Annotated in this window: 26 protein-coding genes and 1 pseudogene; 18 read left to right on the top strand and 9 right to left on the bottom strand. The window is 71.0% G+C overall.

Annotation, left to right across the window (positions count from 1 at the left end; genetic code table 11):
* The first annotated feature begins 10 nt into the window (after nt 1–10).
* Together ADK65_RS16545 and ADK65_RS16540 are read left to right on the top strand one after the other, a co-directional pair.
* Nucleotides 11–1,222, top strand: a complete 1,212-nt coding sequence (locus ADK65_RS16545; protein WP_053670910.1) for a DUF2993 domain-containing protein — start codon at nt 11–13, stop codon at nt 1,220–1,222.
* 147 nt (nt 1,223–1,369) lie between these two features.
* Nucleotides 1,370–2,401, top strand: coding sequence for a glycoside hydrolase family 5 protein (locus ADK65_RS16540; RefSeq protein WP_053670909.1), 1,032 nt, complete (start codon nt 1,370–1,372; stop codon nt 2,399–2,401).
* Between the two features lie 67 nt (nt 2,402–2,468).
* On the opposite strand, the pseudogene ADK65_RS16535 reads toward ADK65_RS16540, so the two are convergent.
* From ADK65_RS16535 to ADK65_RS16500, 8 genes and pseudogenes are all read right to left on the bottom strand, one after another.
* Nucleotides 2,469–3,437 (bottom strand): annotated as a pseudogene (locus ADK65_RS16535) (pectinesterase family protein); the annotation flags it as partial.
* A 197-nt stretch (nt 3,438–3,634) separates the two neighbouring features.
* Entirely contained in the window at nt 3,635–4,483 is an 849-nt protein-coding gene (locus ADK65_RS16530; RefSeq protein ID WP_053670907.1) for a hypothetical protein, read from the bottom strand.
* Nucleotides 4,484–4,720: 237 nt separating this feature from the next.
* Nucleotides 4,721–6,196, bottom strand: a complete 1,476-nt coding sequence (locus tag ADK65_RS16525) for a sensor histidine kinase (RefSeq protein WP_199825648.1) — start codon at nt 6,194–6,196, stop codon at nt 4,721–4,723.
* Entirely contained in the window at nt 6,193–6,930 is a 738-nt protein-coding gene (locus tag ADK65_RS16520) for a response regulator transcription factor (RefSeq protein ID WP_053670906.1), read from the bottom strand. The genes ADK65_RS16525 and ADK65_RS16520 overlap by 4 nt, the downstream gene beginning before the upstream one ends.
* A 92-nt stretch (nt 6,931–7,022) precedes the next feature.
* Nucleotides 7,023–7,205 (bottom strand): hypothetical protein, encoded by a 183-nt coding sequence (locus ADK65_RS16515; RefSeq protein ID WP_053670905.1) that lies wholly within the window; start codon nt 7,203–7,205, stop codon nt 7,023–7,025.
* A 47-nt stretch (nt 7,206–7,252) separates the two neighbouring features.
* Entirely contained in the window at nt 7,253–8,269 is a 1,017-nt protein-coding gene (locus tag ADK65_RS16510; protein ID WP_053670904.1) for a S1C family serine protease, read from the bottom strand.
* 132 nt (nt 8,270–8,401) lie between these two features.
* Nucleotides 8,402–9,424 (bottom strand): LacI family DNA-binding transcriptional regulator, encoded by a 1,023-nt coding sequence (locus ADK65_RS16505; RefSeq protein WP_078956006.1) that lies wholly within the window; start codon nt 9,422–9,424, stop codon nt 8,402–8,404.
* A 128-nt stretch (nt 9,425–9,552) separates the two neighbouring features.
* Entirely contained in the window at nt 9,553–10,341 is a 789-nt protein-coding gene (locus ADK65_RS16500; protein WP_053670902.1) for a winged helix-turn-helix transcriptional regulator, read from the bottom strand.
* A 172-nt stretch (nt 10,342–10,513) separates the two neighbouring features.
* Between ADK65_RS16500 and ADK65_RS16495 the strand changes: the two genes are divergently transcribed.
* The 9 genes from ADK65_RS16495 (at nt 10,514) to ADK65_RS16460 (ending at nt 15,965) form a co-directional block, all read left to right on the top strand.
* Nucleotides 10,514–11,365 carry an alpha/beta hydrolase gene (locus tag ADK65_RS16495; protein ID WP_199825647.1) on the top strand — a complete coding sequence of 284 codons (852 nt, stop codon included), beginning with the start codon at nt 10,514–10,516 and terminating at the stop codon, nt 11,363–11,365.
* A 39-nt stretch (nt 11,366–11,404) separates the two neighbouring features.
* Entirely contained in the window at nt 11,405–11,659 is a 255-nt protein-coding gene (locus tag ADK65_RS16490) for a MoaD/ThiS family protein (protein ID WP_010036212.1), read from the top strand.
* A 2-nt stretch (nt 11,660–11,661) separates the two neighbouring features.
* Complete coding sequence (locus ADK65_RS16485; protein ID WP_053670900.1) at nt 11,662–12,744, top strand: hypothetical protein; 1,083 nt, start codon at nt 11,662–11,664, stop codon at nt 12,742–12,744.
* Between the two features lie 139 nt (nt 12,745–12,883).
* Nucleotides 12,884–13,621, top strand: coding sequence for a DUF2993 domain-containing protein (locus ADK65_RS16480; RefSeq protein ID WP_053670899.1), 738 nt, complete (start codon nt 12,884–12,886; stop codon nt 13,619–13,621).
* A 203-nt stretch (nt 13,622–13,824) separates the two neighbouring features.
* Nucleotides 13,825–13,905 (top strand): putative leader peptide, encoded by an 81-nt coding sequence (locus tag ADK65_RS39935; RefSeq protein ID WP_350310325.1) that lies wholly within the window; start codon nt 13,825–13,827, stop codon nt 13,903–13,905.
* Nucleotides 13,906–14,042: 137 nt separating this feature from the next.
* A complete protein-coding gene (locus ADK65_RS16475) occupies nt 14,043–14,888 on the top strand; it encodes a sulfurtransferase (RefSeq protein WP_053670898.1) in 846 nt (281 codons plus the stop codon).
* A gap of 39 nt (nt 14,889–14,927) precedes the next feature.
* On the top strand, nt 14,928–15,215 hold the full coding sequence (locus tag ADK65_RS16470; protein ID WP_003991226.1) for a DUF1416 domain-containing protein: 288 nt from the start codon (nt 14,928–14,930) through the stop codon (nt 15,213–15,215).
* A gap of 86 nt (nt 15,216–15,301) precedes the next feature.
* A complete protein-coding gene (locus tag ADK65_RS16465) occupies nt 15,302–15,562 on the top strand; it encodes a DUF3099 domain-containing protein (RefSeq protein WP_053670897.1) in 261 nt (86 codons plus the stop codon).
* 19 nt (nt 15,563–15,581) lie between these two features.
* Nucleotides 15,582–15,965 carry a VOC family protein gene (locus tag ADK65_RS16460; protein WP_053670896.1) on the top strand — a complete coding sequence of 128 codons (384 nt, stop codon included), beginning with the start codon at nt 15,582–15,584 and terminating at the stop codon, nt 15,963–15,965.
* On the opposite strand, the gene ADK65_RS16455 is transcribed toward ADK65_RS16460, so the two are convergent.
* Complete coding sequence (locus ADK65_RS16455) at nt 15,959–16,321, bottom strand: DsrE family protein (RefSeq protein ID WP_053670895.1); 363 nt, start codon at nt 16,319–16,321, stop codon at nt 15,959–15,961. The genes ADK65_RS16460 and ADK65_RS16455 overlap by 7 nt on opposite strands.
* Nucleotides 16,322–16,427: 106 nt before the next feature.
* On the opposite strand from ADK65_RS16455, the gene ADK65_RS16450 reads away from it, so the two are divergent.
* From ADK65_RS16450 to ADK65_RS16420, 7 genes are all read left to right on the top strand, one after another.
* Nucleotides 16,428–17,177, top strand: coding sequence for a hypothetical protein (locus ADK65_RS16450; RefSeq protein WP_234352892.1), 750 nt, complete (start codon nt 16,428–16,430; stop codon nt 17,175–17,177).
* A complete protein-coding gene (locus ADK65_RS16445) occupies nt 17,174–18,016 on the top strand; it encodes a hypothetical protein (RefSeq protein WP_234352891.1) in 843 nt (280 codons plus the stop codon). Before ADK65_RS16450 ends, ADK65_RS16445 begins: the two co-directional genes overlap by 4 nt.
* A complete protein-coding gene (locus ADK65_RS16440) occupies nt 18,013–18,870 on the top strand; it encodes a hypothetical protein (RefSeq protein WP_053670893.1) in 858 nt (285 codons plus the stop codon). Before ADK65_RS16445 ends, ADK65_RS16440 begins: the two co-directional genes overlap by 4 nt.
* Nucleotides 18,871–19,088: 218 nt before the next feature.
* Nucleotides 19,089–19,664: an FABP family protein gene (locus ADK65_RS16435; protein WP_053670892.1), complete on the top strand. Its 576-nt coding sequence runs from the start codon at nt 19,089–19,091 to the stop codon at nt 19,662–19,664.
* Between the two features lie 307 nt (nt 19,665–19,971).
* Entirely contained in the window at nt 19,972–20,640 is a 669-nt protein-coding gene (locus ADK65_RS16430; RefSeq protein ID WP_053670891.1) for a hypothetical protein, read from the top strand.
* Between the two features lie 13 nt (nt 20,641–20,653).
* Nucleotides 20,654–22,264, top strand: coding sequence for an N-6 DNA methylase (locus tag ADK65_RS16425; protein WP_053670890.1), 1,611 nt, complete (start codon nt 20,654–20,656; stop codon nt 22,262–22,264).
* Nucleotides 22,261–22,911, top strand: a complete 651-nt coding sequence (locus ADK65_RS16420; RefSeq protein ID WP_053670889.1) for a restriction endonuclease subunit S — start codon at nt 22,261–22,263, stop codon at nt 22,909–22,911. The genes ADK65_RS16425 and ADK65_RS16420 overlap by 4 nt, the downstream gene beginning before the upstream one ends.
* Nucleotides 22,912–22,946 lie beyond the last annotated feature (35 nt).

Genomic DNA, 22,946 nt, shown 5'->3' with positions numbered 1-22,946 from the left:
GGATGGATCGATGCGTACCCCCCACCACCTCGATGCGCATCCCCGTCCGAACCCGTACGAGGAGCTCGCCGCCCTCGATGACGGGCCTCTGGAGGAGACCCCTCTGGAGGAGTTCCTCCCGGAGGAACGCACTGCGGGCGCCGAGGACGCCTGGGCCCCGCCGGACCATCGCCGCGGCGGCAAGCGGCGTCGGAAGAATCGTTTCGCTGGCTTGCCGTTCGCGGTGAAGGCGGTCGTCGGCCTGGTCGTCCTCGCCTCGTTCGCCGCCCTCGGCGACCGCTGGGCGGTGCTGTACGCCGAGCACCGGGCCGCCGACACCCTCAAGGACCGCCTCGACCTGGCCGCAGCGCCCGAGGTGGAGATCGGCGGCTTCCCCTTCCTCACCCAGCTCGCCGACAAGCGGCTGGAGTCGGTGAAGCTGACCGTCCCGGACGTCGCCGCCGACCGCGTCTCGCTCGCGAAGGTGTCGGCCACGGCCCATGACGTGCGGCTGAACGCCGAAGGGCTGACGTCCGTGCGCGGCGCCGACGTCCCCCGGTTCGACGGGGACGTCGTGCTGTCCTTCGAGGACCTCAACCGCGAACTCGGAGCGTCCCAGGTGACGTTCACCGGCGAGGGCCGGGACCGGGTGCGGGCACGCGGCACCCTGCCCGTCGCCGGGCACGACCTGAGGCTGCGGGCCGAGGCCCGGATCCAGCGGCAGGGCGAGCGGGGCATCGCCACCGAGATCGGCGGCATGCGCCTGGACATCGGGGACCTGGCGACCTACCGCCCCGGCAAGCGCGCCTCGGAAGGGCTGCACCTGACGCCCGAGGCGTCCGCCGACCTGGCCCGGGAGACCCGGAAGGCCAAGGCCCTGCTGTCGGTCCCCGCCATCGTGCGGCGGATGGGCGTGCCCGAGGCGGCCGTCAACGAGGCCCTGGCCGACGACGGCAAGCTCACCGAGCTGACCGGCTCCCCGCGCTTCGCCCGCCAGGCCGAACGCCTGAACCTCATCGACCTCGCCCTGGACAACCCCGGCGTGCTCAAGAGCCTCGGCCTCGACCCCGCCCTCCTCGGGGAGTTGTCCCGCCTGACCCGCCCGGTCCTGGCCGACCGGCTCGCGCTGGCCTTCGAACTGCCGAAGCCGGAGCAGGGGAACGTGAAGCTGGAGGACGTACGGGTGGAGCAGGACGGCATCCGGGTGCGGCTGTCGGGCTCGGGGCTGACGGTGGGCGGCTGAGCGGGCCGAGGCAGGCGGATCACCATCTGGGTGAAACTTTATGTGCTGATGTGTTGACCTCTGTTCGAGTTCCCTTCTAGTTTCGTGCTCCCATGAGCGGGCCGTCCGGCGGTCGCTCATCCTTGCACCTGCTCAGAAGGGGATGTCGTGTCCGACAAGAACCAGCGTGGGACAGCCGCCGCGGGGGCGCTCCTGGCCTGCGTCACGGCATTCGGCGGGGCGTTCGCCTCCCCCGCGGCCGCCTCTCCCACCCACCGTCCCACCCCACCGCCCGTCAGCGACTTCAAGGGCGTCAACTGGGCCGACCCGCGCGACAACTACGCCCACGACGCGGTCGTGCCCTCGGGCCTGTCCACCTCCGACAGCTACGCCACGACCTACGCCAGGTCCAAGGCGATCATCGGCGGGTTCTCCAAGCTCGGCGCCAACACCGTCCGCCTCCCGGTCAACCCGACCTCGGTGAACGGGCCGTTCTGGAAGTCGTACCGGGGCGCGATCGACGCCGCCACCGCCAAGGGCTTCAAGGTCATCCTGGGCTACTGGGAGGCCGACAACGCCAAGGACGGCAAGATCGACGACCAGGCCACCTGGGACCGGATGTGGAAGCGGATCACCACCGCCTACGCCGGCAACTCCAAGGTGTACTTCGAGCCGATGAACGAGCCGTTCGGCTACACCGCGCAGGAGTGGACCGACATCGCCGCGAAGTGGGTGACCACCCACCGCGACGTGCCCCGGGACCGGATCCTGATCGGCGGCTACAAGTACAGCGAGGACGTCAAGCCGGTCTGCGCCGACCCACGCCTCAAGGGCGTCCGCCTGGCCCTGCACAACTACGGCTTCTGGCACACCGACTGGGCCAGCGTCGAGCAGTGGAAGGCCGACTTCAAGAGCCGCATCGGCGACTGCGCGTCCCGCACGATCCTCGACGAGTTCGGCGCGTCGATGACCACCGGCCTGGACTACAACGGCCCGGTGGGCACCTCCAACGAGATCGCCTACATCCAGGCCGCGACCGACACCATCCGGGAACTGGGCCTCGGCTCGGTCTACTGGCCCGGCCTGCGCAACGGTGACACCTACTCCCTCACCACGCTCCAGGGCACGGGCACCAAGCTCAGCCTGACGGTGAACAACCAGAGCGGCCTGGACCGGCTGCACTACGCCTGGAAGCAGTAGTCACCCTCGAGATGGTGGCCCTTCCGGGTCCGGCGCCGCTCGTCAGCCGGACCCGGAAGGGAGCCGTTCAGGACGCCGAAGGCGTCCAGCCCGCGAGCCAGTCCGCGACCTCCTGGTCCGCGGCCTGCGCGTCGCTCAGATGGGGCCGGTTGCTGCTCGCGCCGCCCGCCCCCGCGCCGTGGTTCTTGTACTCGGCGAACCGGTCGTCCTTCCACGAGAACCCGCTCATGTCGGTCCACGGGGTCGACTTGACCGCGTTGCTCAGGCTGGTGTTGCGGACGGTGGCCTGCGGATCGAGGGACGCGTCCCCGCCGGCGTGCCAGGGCCGTCCGAGGTAGAAGGTCCCGGCCGACACATCGCCGTTCACGGTGGAGTCGGCGATCAGGAAGCCCCTGCGGTTCGCCGCGGTGCTCGGCGCGGCGATGTACCCGGCCGAGGTGCCGTCCCAGCGCTTCTTCAGCGTGATCACGGACTTGTCGACGACGGCCGTGGCCCGGCCGAAGATGAAGTCGACGTTGCCGATCACGTAGGAGTTGGAGACGTACACCCGGCCCAGCCGGTCCTTCGACGCGGTGTCGAGCAGCAGGGTGTCCTGGTCCCCGCTGACGATGATCCCGTCCAGGAACACCTTGTCGGCGGCGGTCCGCAGGGCGACGGCCTGATGGTCCTTGAAGTGCTGGTTGGCCTTCTCGTCGAAGTCGTTGGAGATGGTCAGGTTGCGCGCCTGGAAGTCGTCGGCCTCGACGGCGACGGTGGCGCTGCCGCCCGTGCCGTAGGTGCCGCCGCCGGGCTTGGGGGTGCCCGACGCGTTGTTGTAGACGATGGTGGTGTCCTTGCGGCTCCCGCCCGTTCCCTGGATGGTGACGTGCGGCTTGTTCGACGGCACCTTCACCAGTTCCCGGTACGTCCCCGGCTTCACGGCGATCACCACGCGCGAGGGGTTGTTCGCGGGCACGGCGTTCACGGCGGCCTGGACGGTGCGGTACTGACCGCTGCCGTCCTGGGCGACGGTGAGGGTGGTGGCGGCGGAGGCCTTGGCGGATACGGCGGATGTGGAGGCGGCCGTGGCGGCGGCGGCCAGGGCGAGGGGGATCCCGACTGCCAGGTGGGCGCGGCTTCTGCGGTGACGGCGACGGGCCTTGCTGCGCGGCTCACTCATGCGGCGATCCGTTCCGTGTGGGGGAATGACCGCTGAACAGTCGCCGCCCCACACGGAAAGGTTGCCGGTGTGCCCTACTGGGTGCAGGACTCGGGGTCGAGCTTCTCCTCGATCTTGTCCTCTCGGCCGTCGGGCTGGCCGCTGGGCAGGAGCTTGTCTGAGATGCCGTCGATGTAGTACCCGTGCGAGTAGACGGTCTGGTAGCCCCGGTCACGCCAGCTGTGCACGGTCCGGTCCCCGTCGCCCTTGTTCCACTGGTAGTCCTCGACGTGGAAGACGGGGTTGACGCGCACCACGCGCTGGTACGGCGTCCAGGTCACGGCGACCTGCCGGCACGGCGGGATGGTCTTCTCGCTGCGGGTCTCGAACTTGGACTCCTTCTCCCAGCCCCACTCGTAGCCGGCGCTGCCGCCCACGGTCCCGCTGAAGATGCTCTTGGCGAGGGAGAGGCTGATGGAGCCGCCCACGCTCTTCTTCGCGAAGGTCTTGGTGCTGTAGCTGCTGACGAAGGTCTCCTTGTCGTCGGCGGAGCCCTGGTTGCCGATCCACCGGGACGTGCGGACGGTGTCGCCCTTGATGGACCAGGTCGAGGCCTCGGCGTACCCGCACCAGCCGCGGAACAGCTCCCACGGCCCCGCGGGCGCCCACAGCCCGATGACGTCCCGCAGGTACTCGTCCCGGGTCTTGAACTCGCCGGTGTCGACGTTGAGGGCGCCGTACACGCCCGTCAGACTCGTCTCCTGGCCGCAGAGCCGCTCGATCATCAGGTCGGTGTCCCCGGGGTCCACACCCCGGATGTCGGTCGCCCCGGCGGGCCCGGCGGCGGCGGTGCCCGCACCGGTGAGCAGTCCGGTGACGGCGAAGGCGGTGGAGGCGGCAACTATGCCGCATTTCCTGAGAGTTGACGTGCGGATGAGGCGCATGTGGGGGGCTCACTCCTGCTTGTCGTTCTGTGACGGCGATGAAGATGTCAGAACAGCGGCAGGAGTGTGCGCTACTGATGGGTATGACAGGACATCGACAGCTGGGTGGGTGAGATGTCCTCGTTTGTCGGGCGCTGCGGCTCAGACCGGAGGGGAAGCGGAGCGCATCGGCCACGAGGAGGGCACGAGGGTCTGGCAGGCAGAGGCAACGGTGGCCCAGACGCTCCCTGGTCGGGATCAGGCCGAGGCAGGAGGGTCCTCCGGCGGCGGCACCGACGCCCCCGGCAGTCGTACCGTCACCGTCGTGCCGCCGCCCTCCGCCGGGGTGAGGGTCACCTCGCCGCCCGCCTGCTGCACCGTGCGGGCCACGATCGACAGGCCCAGTCCCGAGCCCGGGAGGGCCCGTGCGCTCGGGGAGCGCCAGAAGCGGTCGAAGACGTGGGGGAGTTCGTCGGCGGGGATGCCCGGGCCGTGGTCGCGGACCGTGAGGGTGCCCGAGGCGAGGCGTACGTCGATCGTGCCTCCCCCCGGGCTGAACTTCACGGCGTTGTCCAGGATGTTGACCATCGCCCGTTCCAGAGCGGAGGGTTCCGCGCGGACGAACCAGGGCTCGATCTCCGCCGTGATCGTCAGTTCCGGGCCCCGCAGCCGGGCCCGCCGCAGTGCCGACTCGACCGTGTCCTGCCAGGCGACGATCTGGGTCCGGCTCCCGTGCTGGCCCGTGTCGGGGCGGGACAGTTCCTGGAGGTCGCCGATGAGCGCGGCCAGCTCCGTCATCTGCGCCTTCACCGACGCGAGCAGCGCCCTGCGGTCCGCCTCGGGGATGGGGCGGCCCGTCTCCTCGCTGCGGGTGAGGAGTTCGATGTTGGTACGGAGGGACGTGAGGGGGGTGCGGAGTTCGTGGCCCGCGTCCGCGATCAGCTGCTGCTGGAGCTCCTGGGAGCTGGCCAGCGCCGACGTCATCGAGTTGAAGGACCGGGACAGGCGGGCGATCTCGTCCTCGCTGTCGTCCTCCACGGGGATGCGGATGTGCAGGTCCTCCGTACGGGCCACGTGCTCGACCGCCTCGGTCAGCTTGTCGACGGGGCGCAGACCGGCCCGGGCGACGGCCAGACCGGCGGCTCCGGCGCCGAGGACCCCCACGCCGGAGACCAGGAGGAGGATCAGGGCCAGCTCGTTGAGCGTGGACTGGGTGCCCTTGAGCGGCAGCGCGATGACGAGGGAGTAGTCGGCGGCGACGCCCGGGGGCAGGTCGTCGTCCTTGATGACGACCGCAGTCGTCAGGACACGCAGCTTGTTGCCGTCCTCGTCGGTGCCGTCGCGGATGCGGCCCTGGTTCGGGTCGGGGTTCGCGGCCACGGCTTTGTCGTCGCCGGTGACGCGCACCTGGGTCGTGGAGGTCGGGAAGAGACACAGCTTGCCGTCGACGCGGACCAGCTGCCCGTAGGTCTTGGGCCGTGACCCCATGCCCAGCGAGTCGGAAGGCGTCTGACGGCACGTGTGGGTGAGCGCCTGGACCTCGCCCGGACGCAGCGGCGCGACCGACGACTTCAGGTCGTTGTCGATCTCGTCGTACAGCTTCCCCTGCACGATGAACCAGCAGGTCACCGACACCGCCGCCACCGCGAACGCCACCGCCGCCGCCACCAGCAGGGCCAGCCGGGAGCGGATCGGCAGGGAGCGGAACCGCCGCAGGACCGTCCGGGAACTCACTCGGCGCCGCCCTGCCGCAGCACGTAGCCGACCCCCCGCACCGTGTGGACGAGGCGCGGCTCCCCGCCCGCCTCGGTCTTGCGGCGCAGGTACATCACGTACACGTCGAGGGAGTTCGACGACGGCTCGAAGTCGAAGCCCCAGACGGCCTTGAGGATCTGCTCCCGGGTGAGGACCTGGCGCGGGTGCGCCATGAACATCTCCAGGAGCGTGAACTCGGTGCGGGTCAGCTCCACCTGGCGCTCGCCCCGGGTGACCTCCCGTGTCGAGAGGTCCATGCGCAGGTCGGCGAAGGTGAGCGCGTCCTCGTCGGCCGGGCCGGCCGCACCCACGGCCGCCGCGTAGGAGCTGCGGCGCAGGAGGGCGCGGATCCGGGCGAAGAGTTCGTCCAGTTCGAAGGGCTTGACCAGGTAGTCGTCGGCGCCCGCGTCGAGGCCGGTGACCCGGTCGCCGACCGTGTCGCGGGCCGTGAGCATGAGGATCGGCGTGGTGTCGCCGGTGGCGCGGATGCGGCGTGCCGCCGTCAGGCCGTCCATGCGTGGCATCTGGATGTCGAGGACCACCAGGTCGGGCCGGTAGGCCGCCGCCTTGTCCAGGGCGTCCGCGCCGTCGACGGCGACCTCGGTCCCGTACCCCTCGAACGCGAGGCTGCGCTGGAGTGCTTCGCGTACGGCCGGCTCGTCGTCGACGATCAGGATGCGCTGCGGGTCACGGTCGCCGTCTGCGGGGCTCATGGCTCGGGGTCCTCGGGGGTGAAGGGGGACGGGGGTGCTGCTCCTCTGACGCCCTCAGCGTCGCACGCCTGCGGGCTGCGGCGGGACGTGCCTCAGCCTCGTCCCGCCCGGCGTCGCGCCCTCGCGGAGCGGCCCGTCCGGCGCGGCGTCGTGGCCGCCGGCGCCACCTCGGCCGCCCGGGCCGTCGCCGGGTGCAGGGCGTACGCCACCGCCAACGCCAACCCCACCGCCGCCGGGTCCCCGCCCGGCTCCGTGTGCACCACCTGCTGGATCATCGCCGTACTCCTCGCTGTCGAGCTGTCGAGCTGTCGATGGCCGGGACTCAGTCGGTCGAACCCGCCCGCAGCTTCGCGAGGTCGGCCTTGACGGTGTTGATCGGGATGGCGAAGCCGAGGCCGACGCTGCCCGCGTCGGAGGACGAGGAGGCCTGGCCGGCCGGCGAGTACATCGCGGAGTTGATCCCGATGATGTTGCCGTTCATGTCGATCAGCGCGCCGCCGGAGTTGCCCGGGTTGAGGGAGGCGTCGGTCTGGAGGGCCTTGTACGTCGTGGTGTCGTCGCCGGTGTCGCCGTTGAACTGGCGTCCGCCGAACTCGAACGGCCACTGGTCGCCCTGCCCCTGGCCCTGCCCCCACTGCTGGCCCTGGTCCTGGCCCTCCTCGGTCGGGACGGTGACGTCACGGTCGAGGGCCGAGATGATGCCGCTGGTGACAGTGCCGGACAGCCCCTCGGGGGAGCCGATCGCCACGACCTGGTCGCCGACCTGAATGCCGGCCGAGTCGCCGAGCGTGGCCGCCTTCAGGCCGGAGGCGTTCTCCAGCTTGATCAGCGCCAGGTCCTTCTTGCTGTCGGTGCCGACGACCTTCGCGGTGTACGACTTGCCGTCGCTGGTCGTCGCCTTGATCCTGGAGGCCCCGGCGACGACGTGGTTGTTGGTGACGATCTCGCCGCCGCTGGTGATGATCACGCCGGAGCCGGTGGAGGACCCCGCGTTGGACTCGGCGCTGATCTCGACGATGCTCGGGCTGACCGCCTTCGCGACCCCGGCGACCGTGCCCTTCTGGCTGGAGGGGACCACGTTGGTGCTGGTGGAGCTGGAGGCGACGGTGTCGTTGCCGGTCAGTTCCTGGATGCCGTAGGCGGTGCCGCCGCCTATCGCCGCCGCGACGATCGCCACGGCGGCGATCAGGGCCAGGGGGCCGCGGTTGCGCTTCTTCGGATGCGGAGCGTGTGCCGGGGCGTACGCCGGCGGGGGCGGCCACTCGGGGTTCACCGGGGCCTGCTGCTGACCCTCGTAAGGGTTCTCGTATTCGCCACTGCGGTGGAAGCTCTCGGTCATGGAACAGAGCTTGTCGCCCGACCATGAGAGCTTCCTGAGTGCTCCCTGAGAAGCCCGACAGAACCTCGTATGCCCGATATAAAGGCAGCCGCCGCCCCGGAATGCGGAGGCCTGCCGCTCCGGAGCGGGGAGCTACGGGCAGCCGCAGGACTGCCGGGTGACCAGCCGCGAGGGGAACACCTTCAGCCGTTCCCGCCGGCTCCCCGCGACCCGCAGCCCGTCGTCGAGGACGAGGTCCACCGCCGCCCGGGCCATCGCCGGGCGGTCGGACGCGACCGTGGTCAGGGGCGGGTCCGCGAGGGCCGCCTCCTTGATGTCGTCGAAGCCGGCCACCGCCAGCTCGCCGGGGACGTCGATGCGCAGCTCGCGCGCGGCGCGCAGCAGGCCGAGCGCCTGGTCGTCGGTGGAGCAGAAGATCGCAGGCGGGCGCTCGGGGCCGGAGAGGATCTTCAGGGCGGCCTGGTAGGCGTCGTAGCGGTTGTAGAGGGCCTCGAAGAGGCGGCCCTCCGTGGAGAGCCCGGCGTCCTCCATCGCGCGGCGCCAGCCCTCGACGTGGTCGGAGACGGGGTCGCCGACCGCGGGGGTCTCGGCTATGCCGCCCATACAGGCCACGTACTCGTAGCCGTGCTCCAGCAGGTGCCGGACGGCGAGTTCGGCGCCGCCCAGGTCGTCCGTGGTGACGGCGACGTCGTCGATGGCCTCGGGCCGCTCGTGCAGCAGCACGACACGGGCGTCCCAGGCCTCGATCTCGGCGGCGGCCAGGTCGTTGAGCGCGTGGCTGACGAGGATCAGGCCGGAGACCCGCATCCCGAGGAAGGCGCGCAGGTAGTGGACCTCACGCTCGGCCACGTAGTCGGTGTTGCCGACCAGGACCATCTTCCCGCGCTCGGAGGCGGCCTGCTCGACCGCGTGCGCCATCTCCCCGAAGAAGGGCTGACGGGCGTCCGGGATGATCAGGCCTATGAGGTCCGTGCGCCGCGAGGCCATCGCCTGGGCGACCCGGTCGGGCCGGTACCCCAGCTCCTTGATCGCGGCGAGGACACGCTCGCGCGTGGCCGGGGCGACCGGCCGGGGTCCGTTGTTGATGACGTAGCTGACGACGGCAGTGGAAGTCCCTGCCAGCCGCGCCACATCATCCCGAGTCACCTTGGCCACGCGCGGAGTCTACGCGGATATACCGGCTCCGGGCAGGGCGTAAAGGAGGTTCCGTACGATATCCCGACCGGTGTCCGGGGCGCCCCGTGCGGGGAGCGATGCCCAGGTCGGCGCCGCATGACGCCTCTTTACGCCTTGGCGCGGGCGTCGGCGGCTTCCGAGGTGGTCGACTTGTCGTCGATGTCCGGCTTTGCCGTGACCGCCTTGGCCTTCGCCTCCTCGGCGGCGCGCTCCATCTTCTCCGGCTTCTCCGGCGTAACGAATCGATAACCGACGTTCCTCACGGTGCCGATCAGCGACTCGTGCTCGGGGCCGAGCTTGGCGCGCAGCCGCCGTACGTGCACGTCGACCGTGCGCGTACCGCCGAAGTAGTCGTAGCCCCAGACCTCCTGGAGCAGCTGGGCGCGGGTGAAGACCCGGCCGGGGTGCTGCGCGAGGTACTTCAGGAGCTCGAACTCCTTGAAGGTCAGGTCGAGGACGCGGCCCTTGAGCTTGGCCGAGTACGTCGCCTCGTCGACCGACAGGTCGCCGTTGCGGATCTCCATCGGGGAGTCGTCGCTGACGATCTGCTGCCGGCCCATGGCCAGCCGCAGCCGCGCCTCGACCTCGGCCGGGCCGGCGGTGTCGAGCAGGACGTCGTCGATGCCCCAGTCCGCGGTGACGGCGGCGAGGCCGCCCTCGGTGACGACCAGGACGAGCGGACAGCCCGGTCCGGTGGAGCGCAGCAGCTGGCACAGGCTGCGGACCTGCGGCAGGTCACGGCGGCCGTCGACGAGGATGACGTCGGCGCCGGGGGTGTCGACGAGGGCGGGGCCCTCCGCGGGCGCCACACGCACGTTGTGCAGGAGCAGGCCGAGGGCGGGGAGCACCTCCGTCGACGGCTGGAGGGCATTGGTCAGGAGCAGCAGAGAACTCATACGTCTGGTTCCTCCTCGGTCCCTGCGAGGACGTTTGTTGGCACAGCACCGCTCTGCGATCCCGAAGGCCCCGTACACCTGCGGTTTCCCGCTTCGTATACAACGCTTCCGAAAGCACAAAAGGACCCGGGGGCTACGGTGCCCGAGTCCTCTGCCCAGCAGAATAGCCCACATGAGCTCTGGTCCGGCAGGTCATGTGGCGCGTTCCACCGATCGTCCGCATCCCGAGACGAACGGGGGAAAGCCTGTGCGGACGTCGGCGCGGGTGTTTCTGCGGACGTCCGACGGTGTGGCGATCGAGGCGGTGTACGAGCCGGGAGCGGCGGTGCACGACACCTCCCGGACTCCTTCCGATCGCCCGGTGTTCGTCGTCGCCCACGGGTTCACCGGCGCGGTGGACCGCCCGCACGTGCGGCGGATCGCGCGGGCGTTCGCCCGGCACGGGGGCGTGGTCACCTTCTCCTTCCGGGGGCACGGGATGTCCGGCGGGCACTCCACGGTCGGCGACCGGGAGGTGCTGGACCTGGCGGCGGCGGTGGACTGGGCCCGCGAGCGCGGGCACGCGCGGGTGGTGACGGTGGGCTTCTCCATGGGCGGTTCGGTGGTGCTCCGGCACGCGGCGCTGCACCCCCGGCAGACCGACGCGGTGGTGTCGGTCAGCTCGCCGGCCCGCTGGTACTACCGGGGCACCGCGCCCATGCGGCGGCTGCACTGGCTGGTGACCCGGCCCGAGGGACGCGTCGTGGGCCGGTACGGGTTGCGGACCCGCATCCACCACCGGGACTGGAACCCGGTGCCCCTCTCCCCGGTGGAGGCGGTGCCGAGGATCGCCCCGACCCCGCTGCTGATCGTGCACGGCGACGCCGACGGCTACTTCCCCGTCGACCATCCGCGGATGCTCGCCGCGGCCGCCGGTGACCAGGGCGAACTGTGGCTGGAGCCGGGTATGGGACACGCCGAGCACGCGGCGGGCGACGAGTTGCTGGCCCGGATCGCGCGGTGGGGCGTCGCCCGGGCGGGCTAGCCTGACGGGGTTCACCGTCGAAATTCATTGAGGAAGCAGATGCCAAAGGTCACGGTGCGCTACTGGGCCGCCGCCAAGGCCGCGGCCGGGGTGGCCGAGGAGCCGTACGAGGCGGCCACGCTCGCCGAGGCGCTCGACGGGGTGCGCGAGCGGCACCCCGGCGAACTCGAGCGCGTCCTGCGCCGTTGCTCGTTCCTCGTGGACGGTGACCCCGTGGGCACCCGCGGCCATGAGACGGTACGGCTGGCCGACGGCGGCACGGTCGAGGTGCTCCCGCCGTTCGCAGGAGGATGACGATGACCGACCAGCCGAACCAGCCCCACCAGCCGTACGACGGCTACGACCCCTACGGGCGGCAGCAGCCGCCGCAGGCGTGGCCCGGACAGGGCTACCAGGGGTACGAGGACCCGCACGCCGCTCAGCAGTACACACAGCAGTGGCAGGGGCAGACCTGGGAGACGCAGAACCACCAGGCGGTGTCCGCGCAGGCGCCGGACCCGGAGACGGCGATCCTGACGCCCCAGTCGCCCCCGCCGCGCCGGAACCCCCGGCCCCAGGGACCGGCGGACCCGGCCGGGGCCGCCGACGGCTCCGGCTACGGCCCCGCCACCGTCGGCGGGAACACGCGCGTCACGGACGCCCAGCGGGCCCGGGCGGAAGGGCGCTCCCCGATCATCGAGCCCGGGATGCAGCCGGCCGCGCTGACGGCGCTGCTCGGGCTGCTGCTGGCCGGTGCCGCGGCGCTCGGGACGTACGCGCTGCTCGTGCCGCTGATCGTCCTCCAGGCGGTCACGGCGGCGGGCTGGTTCCGGCTGAACGGGATGTGGCCCGCCCGGCAGGGCATCGCCCTGGGCTTCGCGGGCGCGCTGGCCGCCGACGCCGCCCTGCTGGTCTCGGACGGCTCCCCGGCGGCGATCCTCGGCACGCTCGGGGTGTGGGTGCTGCTGGCGCTGGTCCTGCAGCTGCGCTCGCACGCCGACCCGGACGAGCGGATGTACGGCCTGATGGCGACGGTCGCGGCCTCGGCGCTGGCGATCGTGGCCGGCGGGTATCTCGCGGCCGCCGCCGACGCGGTGACCGTGGGCGCGGTGGCCGTGGCGGTGGCCGTCGCGGCCCGTGCCCTGCCGCTGCCGACCCCGGTTTCGGTGGTGGTGTCCCTGCTCGCCGCGGCGGGCGCGGGCATCGCGGCCGGGTCGGTCACGGGCGTCGGCACCTCCGGTGCCCTGCTCGGCGCGGGTGCCGCGGTCTGCGCCCTGATCGGGCACCGGGTCGCGAGCTACGACTACCCGTCCCGGTTCGTCCACTTCACGGCGGGCGTGGCCCTGCCCCTGGCGGCGGCGGCCCCGGCCGTCTACCTCCTGGGCCGGGCGCTGGCGTAGCGCGGAGGCCCGGACGCCGGGCCTCCGGTCTGTCACAGATGATCAACAATTCTCCGATTCCCCTTCCGCTCGGCGTTACCCTCGCGCAAGGGACGGCCACCGGGTCGTCGAAACACCGGACCGGTGGGGGACACCACGCATGCGCGCACTGCGAATACTGCTGATCTTCGTCGTGATCCTGGGCGGTCTCTTCGTGATCGCCGACCGCGTCGCGGTCAACTTCGCCGAGGACGAGGCCGCCGACCGGCTGAAGACCTCGGAGAACCTGTCGGCGACCCCGGACGTGTCGATCAAGGGCTTCCCGTTCCTCACCCAGGTCGCCGGCGGCTCCCTGGACGACGTCGAGGTCGGCATCAAGGACTACGAGGCCGCCACGGGCAACGAGGGCCGGAAGATCCGTATCGACGACCTGCAGGCCGACATGAAGGGCGTCGAGTTCTCCGGCGACTACAGCTCCGCCACCGCCACCAGCGCCACCGGCACCGCGACCATCGCCTACGACGAATTGCTGAAGACGGCGAAGTCCGAGCCCACGCAGGTCGCCCCGGGTGTCACCGCCTCCGTCATCGGTCTCTCCGACGGCGGCAACGGCAAGATCAAGGTCACCGTCGAGGCCACGGTGCTGGGCACCAAGCTCCCGAAGCCGGTCTCCGTGCTCAGCTCGGTGAAGGTGGAGGACGGCACCGTCCGCGTGCACGCCGACGGCCTGCCCAGCTTCGGCGGTGTCGACCTCGCCGAGAACCGGGTGCGGGCCATCACCGACTTCCAGCAGAAGATCGACGGCCTGCCCGGCGGCATCAAGGTGGACACCGTCCAGGCCGCCCCGGACGGCGTCGAGATCACGGTGAAGGGTTCCGGCGTCCGGCTGGCCGGGTAAGGACAGGCGCAGGGCGGCCTGCCAGGGGTGTCCGGTGGGCGAGACGGCGGCGTCCGCAGCTCAGCGGTGACGGCCGGTACATCGGGGCACCGCGCCTCCCCCGAGGCCCCGCACCCCTCTCGGATCCCACATCGCGGACCATCTCATCTCAGCATGCGACACACCGGTGACACGCCCGCCCGACCGTCCCTACGATCGACGGTATGAAGCGACAGGCGGACCTCACGAAGCGGCGGGCAGTAGACCTGTGCCGCGTCGCCGCCATGCTCTGTCGCACCTTCTGAGCGATCGCGTCGGCAGTCGCGCCGGCGCGCGCATCCCCGCAGCCCCGCATCACGGGCACCCGTGCGCCGCCCTGTCTCAAGGGCGCGCCCTGCAGACCTCGCACGCCCCGCCGTAACTGCCCCGGAGGAGAAGAAGCATGAGCCGCAACGACGTCCTGGTTGACGCCGACTGGCTCCAGGAGCACCTGGACGACCCGACCATCGCCATCGTCGAGGTGGACGAGGACACGTCCGCCTACGAGAAGAACCACATCCGCAACGCCATCCGGATCGACTGGACGCAGGACCTGCAGGACCCGGTCCGCCGCGACTTCGTCGACCAGGAGGGCTTCGAGAAGCTCCTGTCCGACAAGGGCATCGGCAACGACCACACCGTGGTCCTCTACGGCGGCAACAACAACTGGTTCGCCTCCTACGCCTACTGGTACTTCAAGCTGTACGGCCACGACAGCGTCAAGCTCCTCGACGGCGGCCGCAAGAAGTGGGAGCTCGACGCCCGCGAGCTCGTCGCCGGCGACGAGGTGCCGGAGCGTCCGAAGACGGACTACAAGGCCAAGGCCCAGGACACCTCCATCCGTGCCTTCCGCGACGACGTCGTGGCCGCCATCGGTTCGCAGAACCTCGTCGACGTGCGTTCGCCCGACGAGTTCTCCGGCAAGCTGCTCGCCCCGGCCCACCTGCCGCAGGAGCAGTCGCAGCGCCCCGGCCACGTGCCGAGCGCCCGCAACATCCCGTGGTCCAAGAACGCCAACGACGACGGCACCTTCAAGTCGGACGAGGAGCTCAAGGAGCTCTACGCCGAGGAGCAGGTCGACCTGGCCAAGGACACCATCGCCTACTGCCGCATCGGTGAGCGCTCCGCGCTGACCTGGTTCGTGCTGCACGAGCTCCTCGGTGTGGAGAACGTCAAGAACTACGACGGCTCCTGGACCGAGTACGGCTCCCTCGTGGGCGTGCCGATCGAGCTCGGCGCCAACAAGTAACCAACCCCCACCGACCTTTCCAGACTTCAGGAGTACGACATGTGCGGTGCGAAGGCCGGCGGCCCCGACGCCTCGACGATCAAGCCCGGTGAGACCACCATCCAGGGTCAGGTGACCAAGGACGGCGAGCCCGTGGTGGGCTACGTCCGTCTGCTGGACTCGACCGGCGAGTTCACGGCCGAGGTGCCGACCTCGGCGACCGGACAGTTCCGCTTCTACGCGGCCGAGGGCACCTGGACCGTCCGTGCCCTCGTGCCCGGCGCCACCGCCGACCGCACGGTCGTCGCCCAGCAGGGCGGCCTGGCGGAGGTCGCGATCGCCGTCTGACGGCGAGAGTGCCAGGAGGGGCCGCACCCCCCGGGTTGGACGCCTGGGGTGCGGCCCTTCGGCGTGCCCCGGCCTACGCTGGAGACATGTACGCACGCCGGCGTCACACGTACTTCGCGATGATGGGCCTGTGCATCGGCCTCTTCGTGCTGGCCTGGGGTGTCGTGCGGCTGTGGTCCGTCCCCGTCGCCGTCGGGATGTGCGTGGTCGCCATGGTCATCCCGCCCGTGGCGGCCATGGTCGCGAACCGGCGGGGTCCGGAGGACCGGTGGTGGGACGACCCCTCCGGGGATCCCCAGTCCGACGAGTGGTGGGACGAGCTGGACGGCAAGAAGCGCCGGTCCTGAACCGGCCGGGGGGAGGGCCATGCGCTTGGCGGCGGCGACTCTGGACGCACCGGACGCCCGCGAACTGGCGGACTTCTATCTGCGGCTGCTGCCCGGCTGGGCCGTACGGCCGGGCGAGGACGGCCCGGACTGGGTGCACATCCGGCCGCCCGACGGTGGCACGGGACTGTCCTTCCAGACCGAACCCGCGTACGCCCCGCCCGTCTGGCCGAGCGGCCCCGGCCGGCAGCAGATGATGATCCACCTCGACCTCGAGGTCGACGACCTGGAGGGGGAGACCGCGCGGGCCGTCGCCGCCGGGGCCCGGCTCGCCGCGTTCCAGCCGCAGGACGACGTCCGGGTGCTGCTGGACCCGGCCGGGCATCCGTTCTGCCTGTACACGGACGCCAAGCAGTCTCAGTAGACGAGCGCCTGGGTCCCGTCCGCCAGGGCCTCCTGGACGAAGACCTGCGCGCCCGCGATCCGCACGCCCTTGATGACGTCCTGCTCGGAGATGTCGCGGCGGGCCGCGCACTGCGTGCACAGGGTGACGCGGCCGCCCGCGAGGAGGGAGTCCAGCAGGTCCGGCAGGGGAGCCGCGTGCGGCAGCTCGAACTCGGCGGCCCGGCCGGGCAGGGCGAACCAGGCGGACTCGCCGGTCAGCCACAGGGAGACGTCGACGCCGCTGGCGACGGCCACCGCCGCCACCGTGAACGCCTGAGAGCACCGCTCGGGTGCGTCGGCCCCGGCCGTCACCTTGATCACCAGCTTCTTCGCCATGGCCGAATCGTAATCAACTCCCGTGCAACCGTGGCCATCGACCGAGGGTCTCCTGTGCGCGCGCATACGGAATGCGCGACTTGCGTTCTGTGTGTGGGGGGACGTCTTGGAAGCAGAGGAAGCAGAGGCCGCCGCGCCCCGGCCCGGGCCGCGTCGGCGGCGGCGTACGGCCGTGCTGATCGGTGGCGCCGCCGTACTGGGGCTGATCGCCGGCGGTTGCGCCGGCTACCTCGTACAGGTGCACCGCGCGCCCACGAAGCTGCCCTCTCTCGCGCAGCCGGTGGTCGCGCAGGCGAAGGGAGAGGGGCCCGAGCCGCTGTCGGCCGCGCGGGACCGGCGGGTGAAGACCGACGGCGACCTGCGCAAGCTGTTGCTGGAGAAGCCGCGCGGGGCGCGGGACGCCACCCGCCTGATGGGTCGGGACGGTTGGCTGGACCTGGCGGCCTACACGTCCTTCTACGAAAAGCCGGGCGAGATGTTCGGCGAGATCGTCGGCGACGAGTTCCGGCGCGCGGCCGTCACCGGCTGGCTGGTCGGCCGCACCCACGAGGTGGAGATCCGCCTGGTGCAGTTCCGGCAGGAGGAGACGCTCGCCGCCGCCGAGAACGTGGAGAACACCCAGTACTGGGTCGAGGACGAGGGAGGCACCGACAGCTGGGCGATCCCCGGTTCCGGAAACGGGCGTGTCTACGTCCATACGCGACCCGAGACCAAGCCCGGTTACCTGCCCGTGTACACCGCCGAGGCACACGCCTGGCGCGGCGACATCGGCCTGGAGATGTGGATCACGGACACCAAGCCGATCTCCAAGGCGAAGATCATGGACCTGGCCGAGCGGCAGATGGAGCGGCTGTGAGTGACAACCACGTGGAGCCGGTCGAGCCGGTCGAGCCGGTGGAGGCGGGGACCGTGTCCCAGCCCGTCCCCCGGGTCCCCGAGAAGCCCGCGCGCCGTGCCCGGGCCGCCGCTGCCGCCGCCTCCGCGCTGCTGGCGGTCGCGGTCGTCGGTGGCGTGGGGTACACCGTCGTGGCCGTGAACGGCGCCGACCGGGACGCGGGCGCACCGGTCTGGGCCTCCCCCGAGGCCAGGAGCGAGCCGGAGACGGAGAAGAAGGCCGCCCCCTCGGGGCTCGCCGGCATGCTCGTGCCGTACGGGACCGACGGCTGGGGGCCGGGCCCCGATCTCGGCGCGTACGGTCCGGACACCGCGCTGAGCGGGCAGGAGGCCACGGCCTTGCGCAAGGAGGCGCTGAGCGGCCTGCCGCGCACTCAGCGCAAGCGACTGGAGAAGGCCGTCGACCGGCAGCGCATCACCGGCGTCGCCATGCGCAGCTACCTCAGTACGACCCAGCTCTCCGACGGCTTCACCGACGGGGCCGTCGCCGTGCGCGTCCAGCTCTCCGGGATGGAGAACCGGGACGCCGTCCGGGAGGCCTCGCGGATGGGCAGCGCGTTCCTCGACTCGTTGGACGTCTACCGTCCGGGCCCGAAGATCAAGGGCCACAAGGACGCCTCCTGCTTCCTGCCGCCGAAGGACGACGACGAGGAGCTGGAGACGATGCTCTGCTTCGCGCACGTCGGGAACGTCCTGGTCACCACCGTCGCGGACGGTGCGAAGCCACTCGACACCAAGGGGGCCGCGGCGCTGTTCCGCGAGCAGCTCGACCGCATCACCGAGCCGGGGAAGGCGATATGACCGAGGAGCAGCAGACCGCCGTACGGCCCGCGGAGCAGGTGATGCCGGAGGCACCCCCGGCGCCCGTGGCCCGGGACCGCGGGGACCACAAGGGCCGAGGAGCCCTGCGGGCCGCCCTGCGCTGGACGACCGCCGTGGCCGTCTTCGCGGCGGTCGGCGCGGCCACGGCGTACGGGATCACGAGACTGGAGCGGACCGACGTACCCGGGCTCTCGACAGAGTCGGACGGGCGCTGGGAGTACCCGGCGCTCACCCGGCCGCCGCTGCCCTCCGGCAGCCCGGGCCCCTTCGCCGAGGCCAACAGGGCCGGCACGCACCACGCCGACCTGCGGGCCCTGCTTCTGCCCGCTCCCGCCGGTGCCCGGGACGACAGGACACTGCGGGGCACGGACGGCTGGCTGGCGCGCAAGGACTTCCTGGCGGAATACGCCGCGAAGGACGACCGCGCGGAACTCGGACGGCACCTCACCGATCACGGGCTGCGGCACATCGCCGCTCGCGGCTGGAGCATGCCGGACGGTACGCGTACGCGGATCTATCTGCTGCAGTTCGACACCGCGGCGGTCGTGGACGCGCTGCTGGGGCCCTATCTCGCCCCCTTCAGCGCGCCGAAGTTCCCGCTGCGCGGCGCCACGACCTCGGCCAACGACGGGACGTTCCCCCAGGAGGCCCTGGTGGAGGACGTGCAGCGCGTGGTCTACGACGAGGCCAGGCCGCACGGCGGCGAGCAGGTCCGCCACGCCTACCTCGCCGCTGGCGACACCCTCGCGCTGGTCGTGCAGTCCCGGCAGGGCGGCGCGCGGGCGGTGCCCTTCCAGCAGACGGTGACGCTGCAGAGCCGGCTGCTCGGCTGACGTCGCACGGTCGTACCTCGCCAAGAGGCCCGGATCCCGGCCGCGTAAGCTGGGCTCGGCCCTGTGCAACCGTTCGCACCCCCGCTCAAGGAGCACCCCGTGGAGATCTTCTTCGAAATCCTGTTGGTCCTGGTCGCCGTCGGCGTCCTCGCCTTCGCCGGACTGACCGTGAAGAAGCTGTACCAGGGCCAGCGCTGACCCACGTCTAGGAAGTTCCCATGATCGAGATCCCGTCCGACCTCCACAAGGACCTCGTCCCGCTCGCCTTCCTGCTCGGCAACTGGGCGGGCGCCGGCGTGCACGACTTCCCCGGCTCCGAGAAGTGCAACTTCGGGCAGGAGGTCACCTTCACCCACGACGGCCGGGACTTCCTGGAGTACCAGTCCCACAGCTGGGTGCTGGACAAGGACGGCAACAAGGTCCGTCCCCTGGAGTCCGAGCACGGCTACTGGCGGATCGACTCCGGCCGCAAGGTCGAGGTGACGATGACCCGCGACGACGGCGTCATCGAGATCTGGTACGGCGAGCTGGCCGACAAGAAGCCGCAGATCGACCTCGTGACGGACGCGGTGGCCCGCACGGCCGCCTCCCAGCCCTACACCGGCGGCAAGCGCCTGTACGGCTACGTCAAGAGCGACCTGATGTGGGTCGGCGAGAAGCAGACCCCCGAGGTCGAGCTGCGTCCCTACATGTCCGCCCACCTGAAGAAGGTCGTCACGCCGGAGGAGGTCGAGCGCTGGGCCAAGGCCCTGCCCGACGACATGCCGGACGACGGCATCGCGTTCTTCAAGTAGTCTCCGCCCACGCTCTGCAGGGCCCCGCCGATTCGGCGGGGCCCTGTTTGCGTTTCACACTCAGGGGTTAACAGATGCGTGTGCATAGCAATGCGCTTGCGATGCCCGTCTGTCAGTGGCTAGGCTGCGGATGCCTTCGGGGGGAGCTGTGGACACAGGAAACCCCGGCCGCATCATGCCTGCGGCCGGGGTTTCCGAAGCCGTGTCCCGAGCGGCATGCAGAGCAGAGGCGGACCCAGGACGTACGTCAGGCAGATTACCACGCACGCAACCCTTGATGCGTGTTGTCATCGAGTGAGGGGGAACGGTGGACGACCGCCTACCGGAGTGGCTGTTGAAGGCCTTTTCGAAGCCACGTATGGCGTCGTACCTGACGGCGGCGGACGGTGACACAGCTGTGGCGATGCGCCTGTACTGGTGGAACGTCGCGGCCTCGGCCGCGCTGTACGGCCCGCTGCACTGTCTCGAAGTCACGATCCGTAACGCACTGCACGACGAACTCACGCGGTTTCACCGACGGCCGGACTGGTGGTCGTGCGCGCCTCTGAGCCGCAACGGTCTCCGGCTCGTCGACGAGGCGCGGGAGAAGTGTGAGCGCAACGCGGTCGCTCAGGCGTCGGTGGACGGCATCGTCGCCGAACTCTCCTTCGGCTTCTGGATCTCTCTCGTCAGCGGCGCGCGGGGTTACGACAGAGGTTTCTGGGTGCCCGCCACGCACAAGGCTTTCCCCCACTACAGGGGACGGCGAGCCGATCTGCATGACGCCTTGATCTCGCTGGTCCGGTTCCGCAACCGGATCATGCATCACGAGCCGATTTTCCACCGGCACCTCGCCGCCGACCATGCAAAGATCTACCGCGTGCTCGGCTACCTCAGCCCCGAGCTGGCCACGGAGGCACAGGTCATGGACCGGTTCCCGGCGGTGCTCGCCGGCCGGGCAGAGGTCCTGCGCGGTTCCAGACTGCCGCGGTTCTGAGGAGGCAGACGCTGTGAGCGATTCCGAGTTCGCCGGTGTGCTCGTCTCCCGGCCGGACATCGCGCGCCTCGCGCAGGTGAAGCGGCCCGCCGTCACCAACTGGGAGCGGCGGCACGCGGACTTCCCGTCACCCGTGGACTCCGGCGTCGACATCGAGCGGTTTCGCGCGGACGAGGTGCTTGCCTGGTTGTCCGGGCGGCGTGTCTCCGCGAACGCCCTGCTTCCGGGCGAACCGCCCGGGACGACCTACGGTGACCGTTTCCGTGCGGGGCTGACCGGAGAAAAGGCCGGTGGCCTGCTCCAAACGGTCGAGCGGCTCGCCGGACCGGAGGCCGACCGGCTGCGCGGGCCCATGCCGCTGGACCGGTATCTCGAGTGGCTGCTGCACTTCGTCGTGATCCAGATCGTGGAACCGGACTCGATGACCAGTGCCGTGGACAGCTGGGGCGTGATGGTCCGCGACCATGACCCACCCGAGACCACCTTTCCGCGCCGCCTGCTGACCGAACTCGCCGACAGGCTCGGCGGCACCACCGGCTCCGCTCAAGAGGGACGAGCGGCTTTCGACCACGTCCTGGTGCGCTGGCGCGCCGCTCACGCCCGCGAAGGCGGCGCGTTCTTCACCCCTTCCTCCGTGAGCCGGGTCATGGCCGGGGCGCTGGCCGCCGTGCGGCCCGGGGCGGCGCGCGTCCACGATCCGTACGGCCGTGCCGGAGAACTGCTCGTGGCCTACCTGGACGCGCTCACCGCACACGGTGGCGGCGTGCCGCCCCAGGTCGGCGGCCGGGTGGCCGGGAACCGGGAACGGCAGGTGGCGCAGTGGAACCTGCGAGTGCATCACGGGCTTACGGTGCGGTTCGGCGAAGGTCCGGTCACCCCAGCGCTCGCCCCCTTCGCCGATCCCTCCGGCGCCTTCGACGTGGTCCTGACCAACCCGCCCTTCGGCCGGCTCCTGGAAGAAGTGGAACCACCCCCGTACTGGAGCTACGGCACTGCACGCAGGACCGAGTTCGACTGGCTGCAGTACGCCGTCTCGTTGATCGCCCCCGAGGGCCGTGCCGCCGTGCTGATGCCGGCAGGGGCGGCCTTCAACGGCGGTGCCGCCGAGAGGGCGCGGGCGGGGCTGGTCGAAGCCGGGGCCGTGGAGTGCGTGATCGCTCTCCCTGCCGGGCTCTTCACGCTCACCGCTGTCAAGACTCAGATCTGGCTCCTGCGGGCTCCCGGCTCCGAGAGTGCCGCGGACCCTGAGGTGCTCTTCGTGGCCGGCGAGCACATGGGACGCCAGGTCACCCGGACGCAGTGGGCCCTGACCGACGACGAGATCGCCAGGCTGGTCGGGGAGTACGTGTCGTGGCACGTGGCACGGGTGGCGGGGCGCTCCTTCGCGGGTGATCCGGGACTGAGCCGGGTCGTGAAGGTGTCCGGCATCGCGGCGCACGGCCACAGTCTGGACCCCTCGCTGTATGTCCGGACCACAGGCCCGGCCTCGGGCGCCCGCGCGACCGACCCTGCCGAGACCCGAGACCGGCTGACGAGGCTGACCGAAGAGATCACCACCCTCCACGGTCGGGCGGAAGCGGCCGACGCCGAAGTGGCACGGTGGCTCCGGAGGTATGGCCTGTGACCACGCTCGACGAACTCACTCCCGGCTGGTCGCGTCGCCCCTTGCGGGAGCTGTGCGCGTCCATCCAGGCAGGGCCGGGCCAACGCGCCGAGGACAAGAAGGGCCGTACGCAGGCGGACGAGGGCAGCCCTGTCGTACTGCCCCGCGACCTGCGCGGTCGACGAATCGTCATCGAGAAGGCCGCGGCCGTACCCACGATCCCCTGGGAGCGGGCGCGGACGCTGGTCAAGTATCAGGTGGCCGAAGGAGACATCCTCCTCACCCGCACCGGCACGGTGGGCCGCTGCGCGCTCGTCACCCAAGAGCACGCGGGCTGGCTGTTCCACCCCAACCTGGTACGGCTCAGGCCGACCGAGGCGGGGCCGGTCACGGCCGCGTATCTCGTCGCCTACCTCAGCGCGACGGCCGCGCAGGACTGGATCAGGACGCGGGTGGCCGGCTCGGTCATCCCGTCGCTGAGCATCCGTACCCTGGGCGAACTGCCCGTCATCCTGCCACCGGACGATGAGCAGGCGGCCATCGGTGCCACGCTCGCCGCTCTCGACGACAAGATCCAGGCACATATCGAAATCGCCCGCGTGACCCGCGAATACCGCAGTGAACTCGCCGACGCCTTGATGAACGGCATCCTGTCGCCCGAGCCGTGACCCGGCCCGTGCCGCCCCGGCCTAGACTTGGGCGC

Origin of the sequence: Streptomyces sp. NRRL B-1140 (genome assembly GCF_001280065.1) — a bacterium.
In the GTDB taxonomy this organism is placed as follows: Bacteria; Actinomycetota; Actinomycetes; order Streptomycetales; family Streptomycetaceae; genus Streptomyces.
This window is presented reverse-complemented; position numbering and strand designations above follow the sequence as displayed.

Bases quoted from the DNA above. Each gene is read 5' to 3' on its own strand.
- ADK65_RS16545 (WP_053670910.1), top strand. From the start codon at position 11: ATGCGTACCCCCCACCACCTCGATGCGCATCCCCGTCCGAACCCGTAC.
- ADK65_RS16530 (WP_053670907.1), bottom strand. From the start codon at position 4,483: ATGCGCCTCATCCGCACGTCAACTCTCAGGAAATGCGGCATAGTTGCC.
- ADK65_RS16520 (WP_053670906.1), bottom strand. From the start codon at position 6,930: ATGAGCCCCGCAGACGGCGACCGTGACCCGCAGCGCATCCTGATCGTC.
- ADK65_RS16515 (WP_053670905.1), bottom strand. From the start codon at position 7,205: ATGATCCAGCAGGTGGTGCACACGGAGCCGGGCGGGGACCCGGCGGCG.
- ADK65_RS16510 (WP_053670904.1), bottom strand. From the start codon at position 8,269: ATGACCGAGAGCTTCCACCGCAGTGGCGAATACGAGAACCCTTACGAG.
- ADK65_RS16500 (WP_053670902.1), bottom strand. From the start codon at position 10,341: ATGAGTTCTCTGCTGCTCCTGACCAATGCCCTCCAGCCGTCGACGGAG.
- ADK65_RS16495 (WP_199825647.1), top strand. From the start codon at position 10,514: ATGAGCTCTGGTCCGGCAGGTCATGTGGCGCGTTCCACCGATCGTCCG.
- ADK65_RS16490 (WP_010036212.1), top strand. From the start codon at position 11,405: ATGCCAAAGGTCACGGTGCGCTACTGGGCCGCCGCCAAGGCCGCGGCC.
- ADK65_RS16485 (WP_053670900.1), top strand. From the start codon at position 11,662: ATGACCGACCAGCCGAACCAGCCCCACCAGCCGTACGACGGCTACGAC.
- ADK65_RS16480 (WP_053670899.1), top strand. From the start codon at position 12,884: ATGCGCGCACTGCGAATACTGCTGATCTTCGTCGTGATCCTGGGCGGT.
- ADK65_RS39935 (WP_350310325.1), top strand. From the start codon at position 13,825: ATGAAGCGACAGGCGGACCTCACGAAGCGGCGGGCAGTAGACCTGTGC.
- ADK65_RS16475 (WP_053670898.1), top strand. From the start codon at position 14,043: ATGAGCCGCAACGACGTCCTGGTTGACGCCGACTGGCTCCAGGAGCAC.
- ADK65_RS16470 (WP_003991226.1), top strand. From the start codon at position 14,928: ATGTGCGGTGCGAAGGCCGGCGGCCCCGACGCCTCGACGATCAAGCCC.
- ADK65_RS16465 (WP_053670897.1), top strand. From the start codon at position 15,302: ATGTACGCACGCCGGCGTCACACGTACTTCGCGATGATGGGCCTGTGC.
- ADK65_RS16460 (WP_053670896.1), top strand. From the start codon at position 15,582: ATGCGCTTGGCGGCGGCGACTCTGGACGCACCGGACGCCCGCGAACTG.
- ADK65_RS16455 (WP_053670895.1), bottom strand. From the start codon at position 16,321: ATGGCGAAGAAGCTGGTGATCAAGGTGACGGCCGGGGCCGACGCACCC.
- ADK65_RS16440 (WP_053670893.1), top strand. From the start codon at position 18,013: ATGACCGAGGAGCAGCAGACCGCCGTACGGCCCGCGGAGCAGGTGATG.
- ADK65_RS16435 (WP_053670892.1), top strand. From the start codon at position 19,089: ATGATCGAGATCCCGTCCGACCTCCACAAGGACCTCGTCCCGCTCGCC.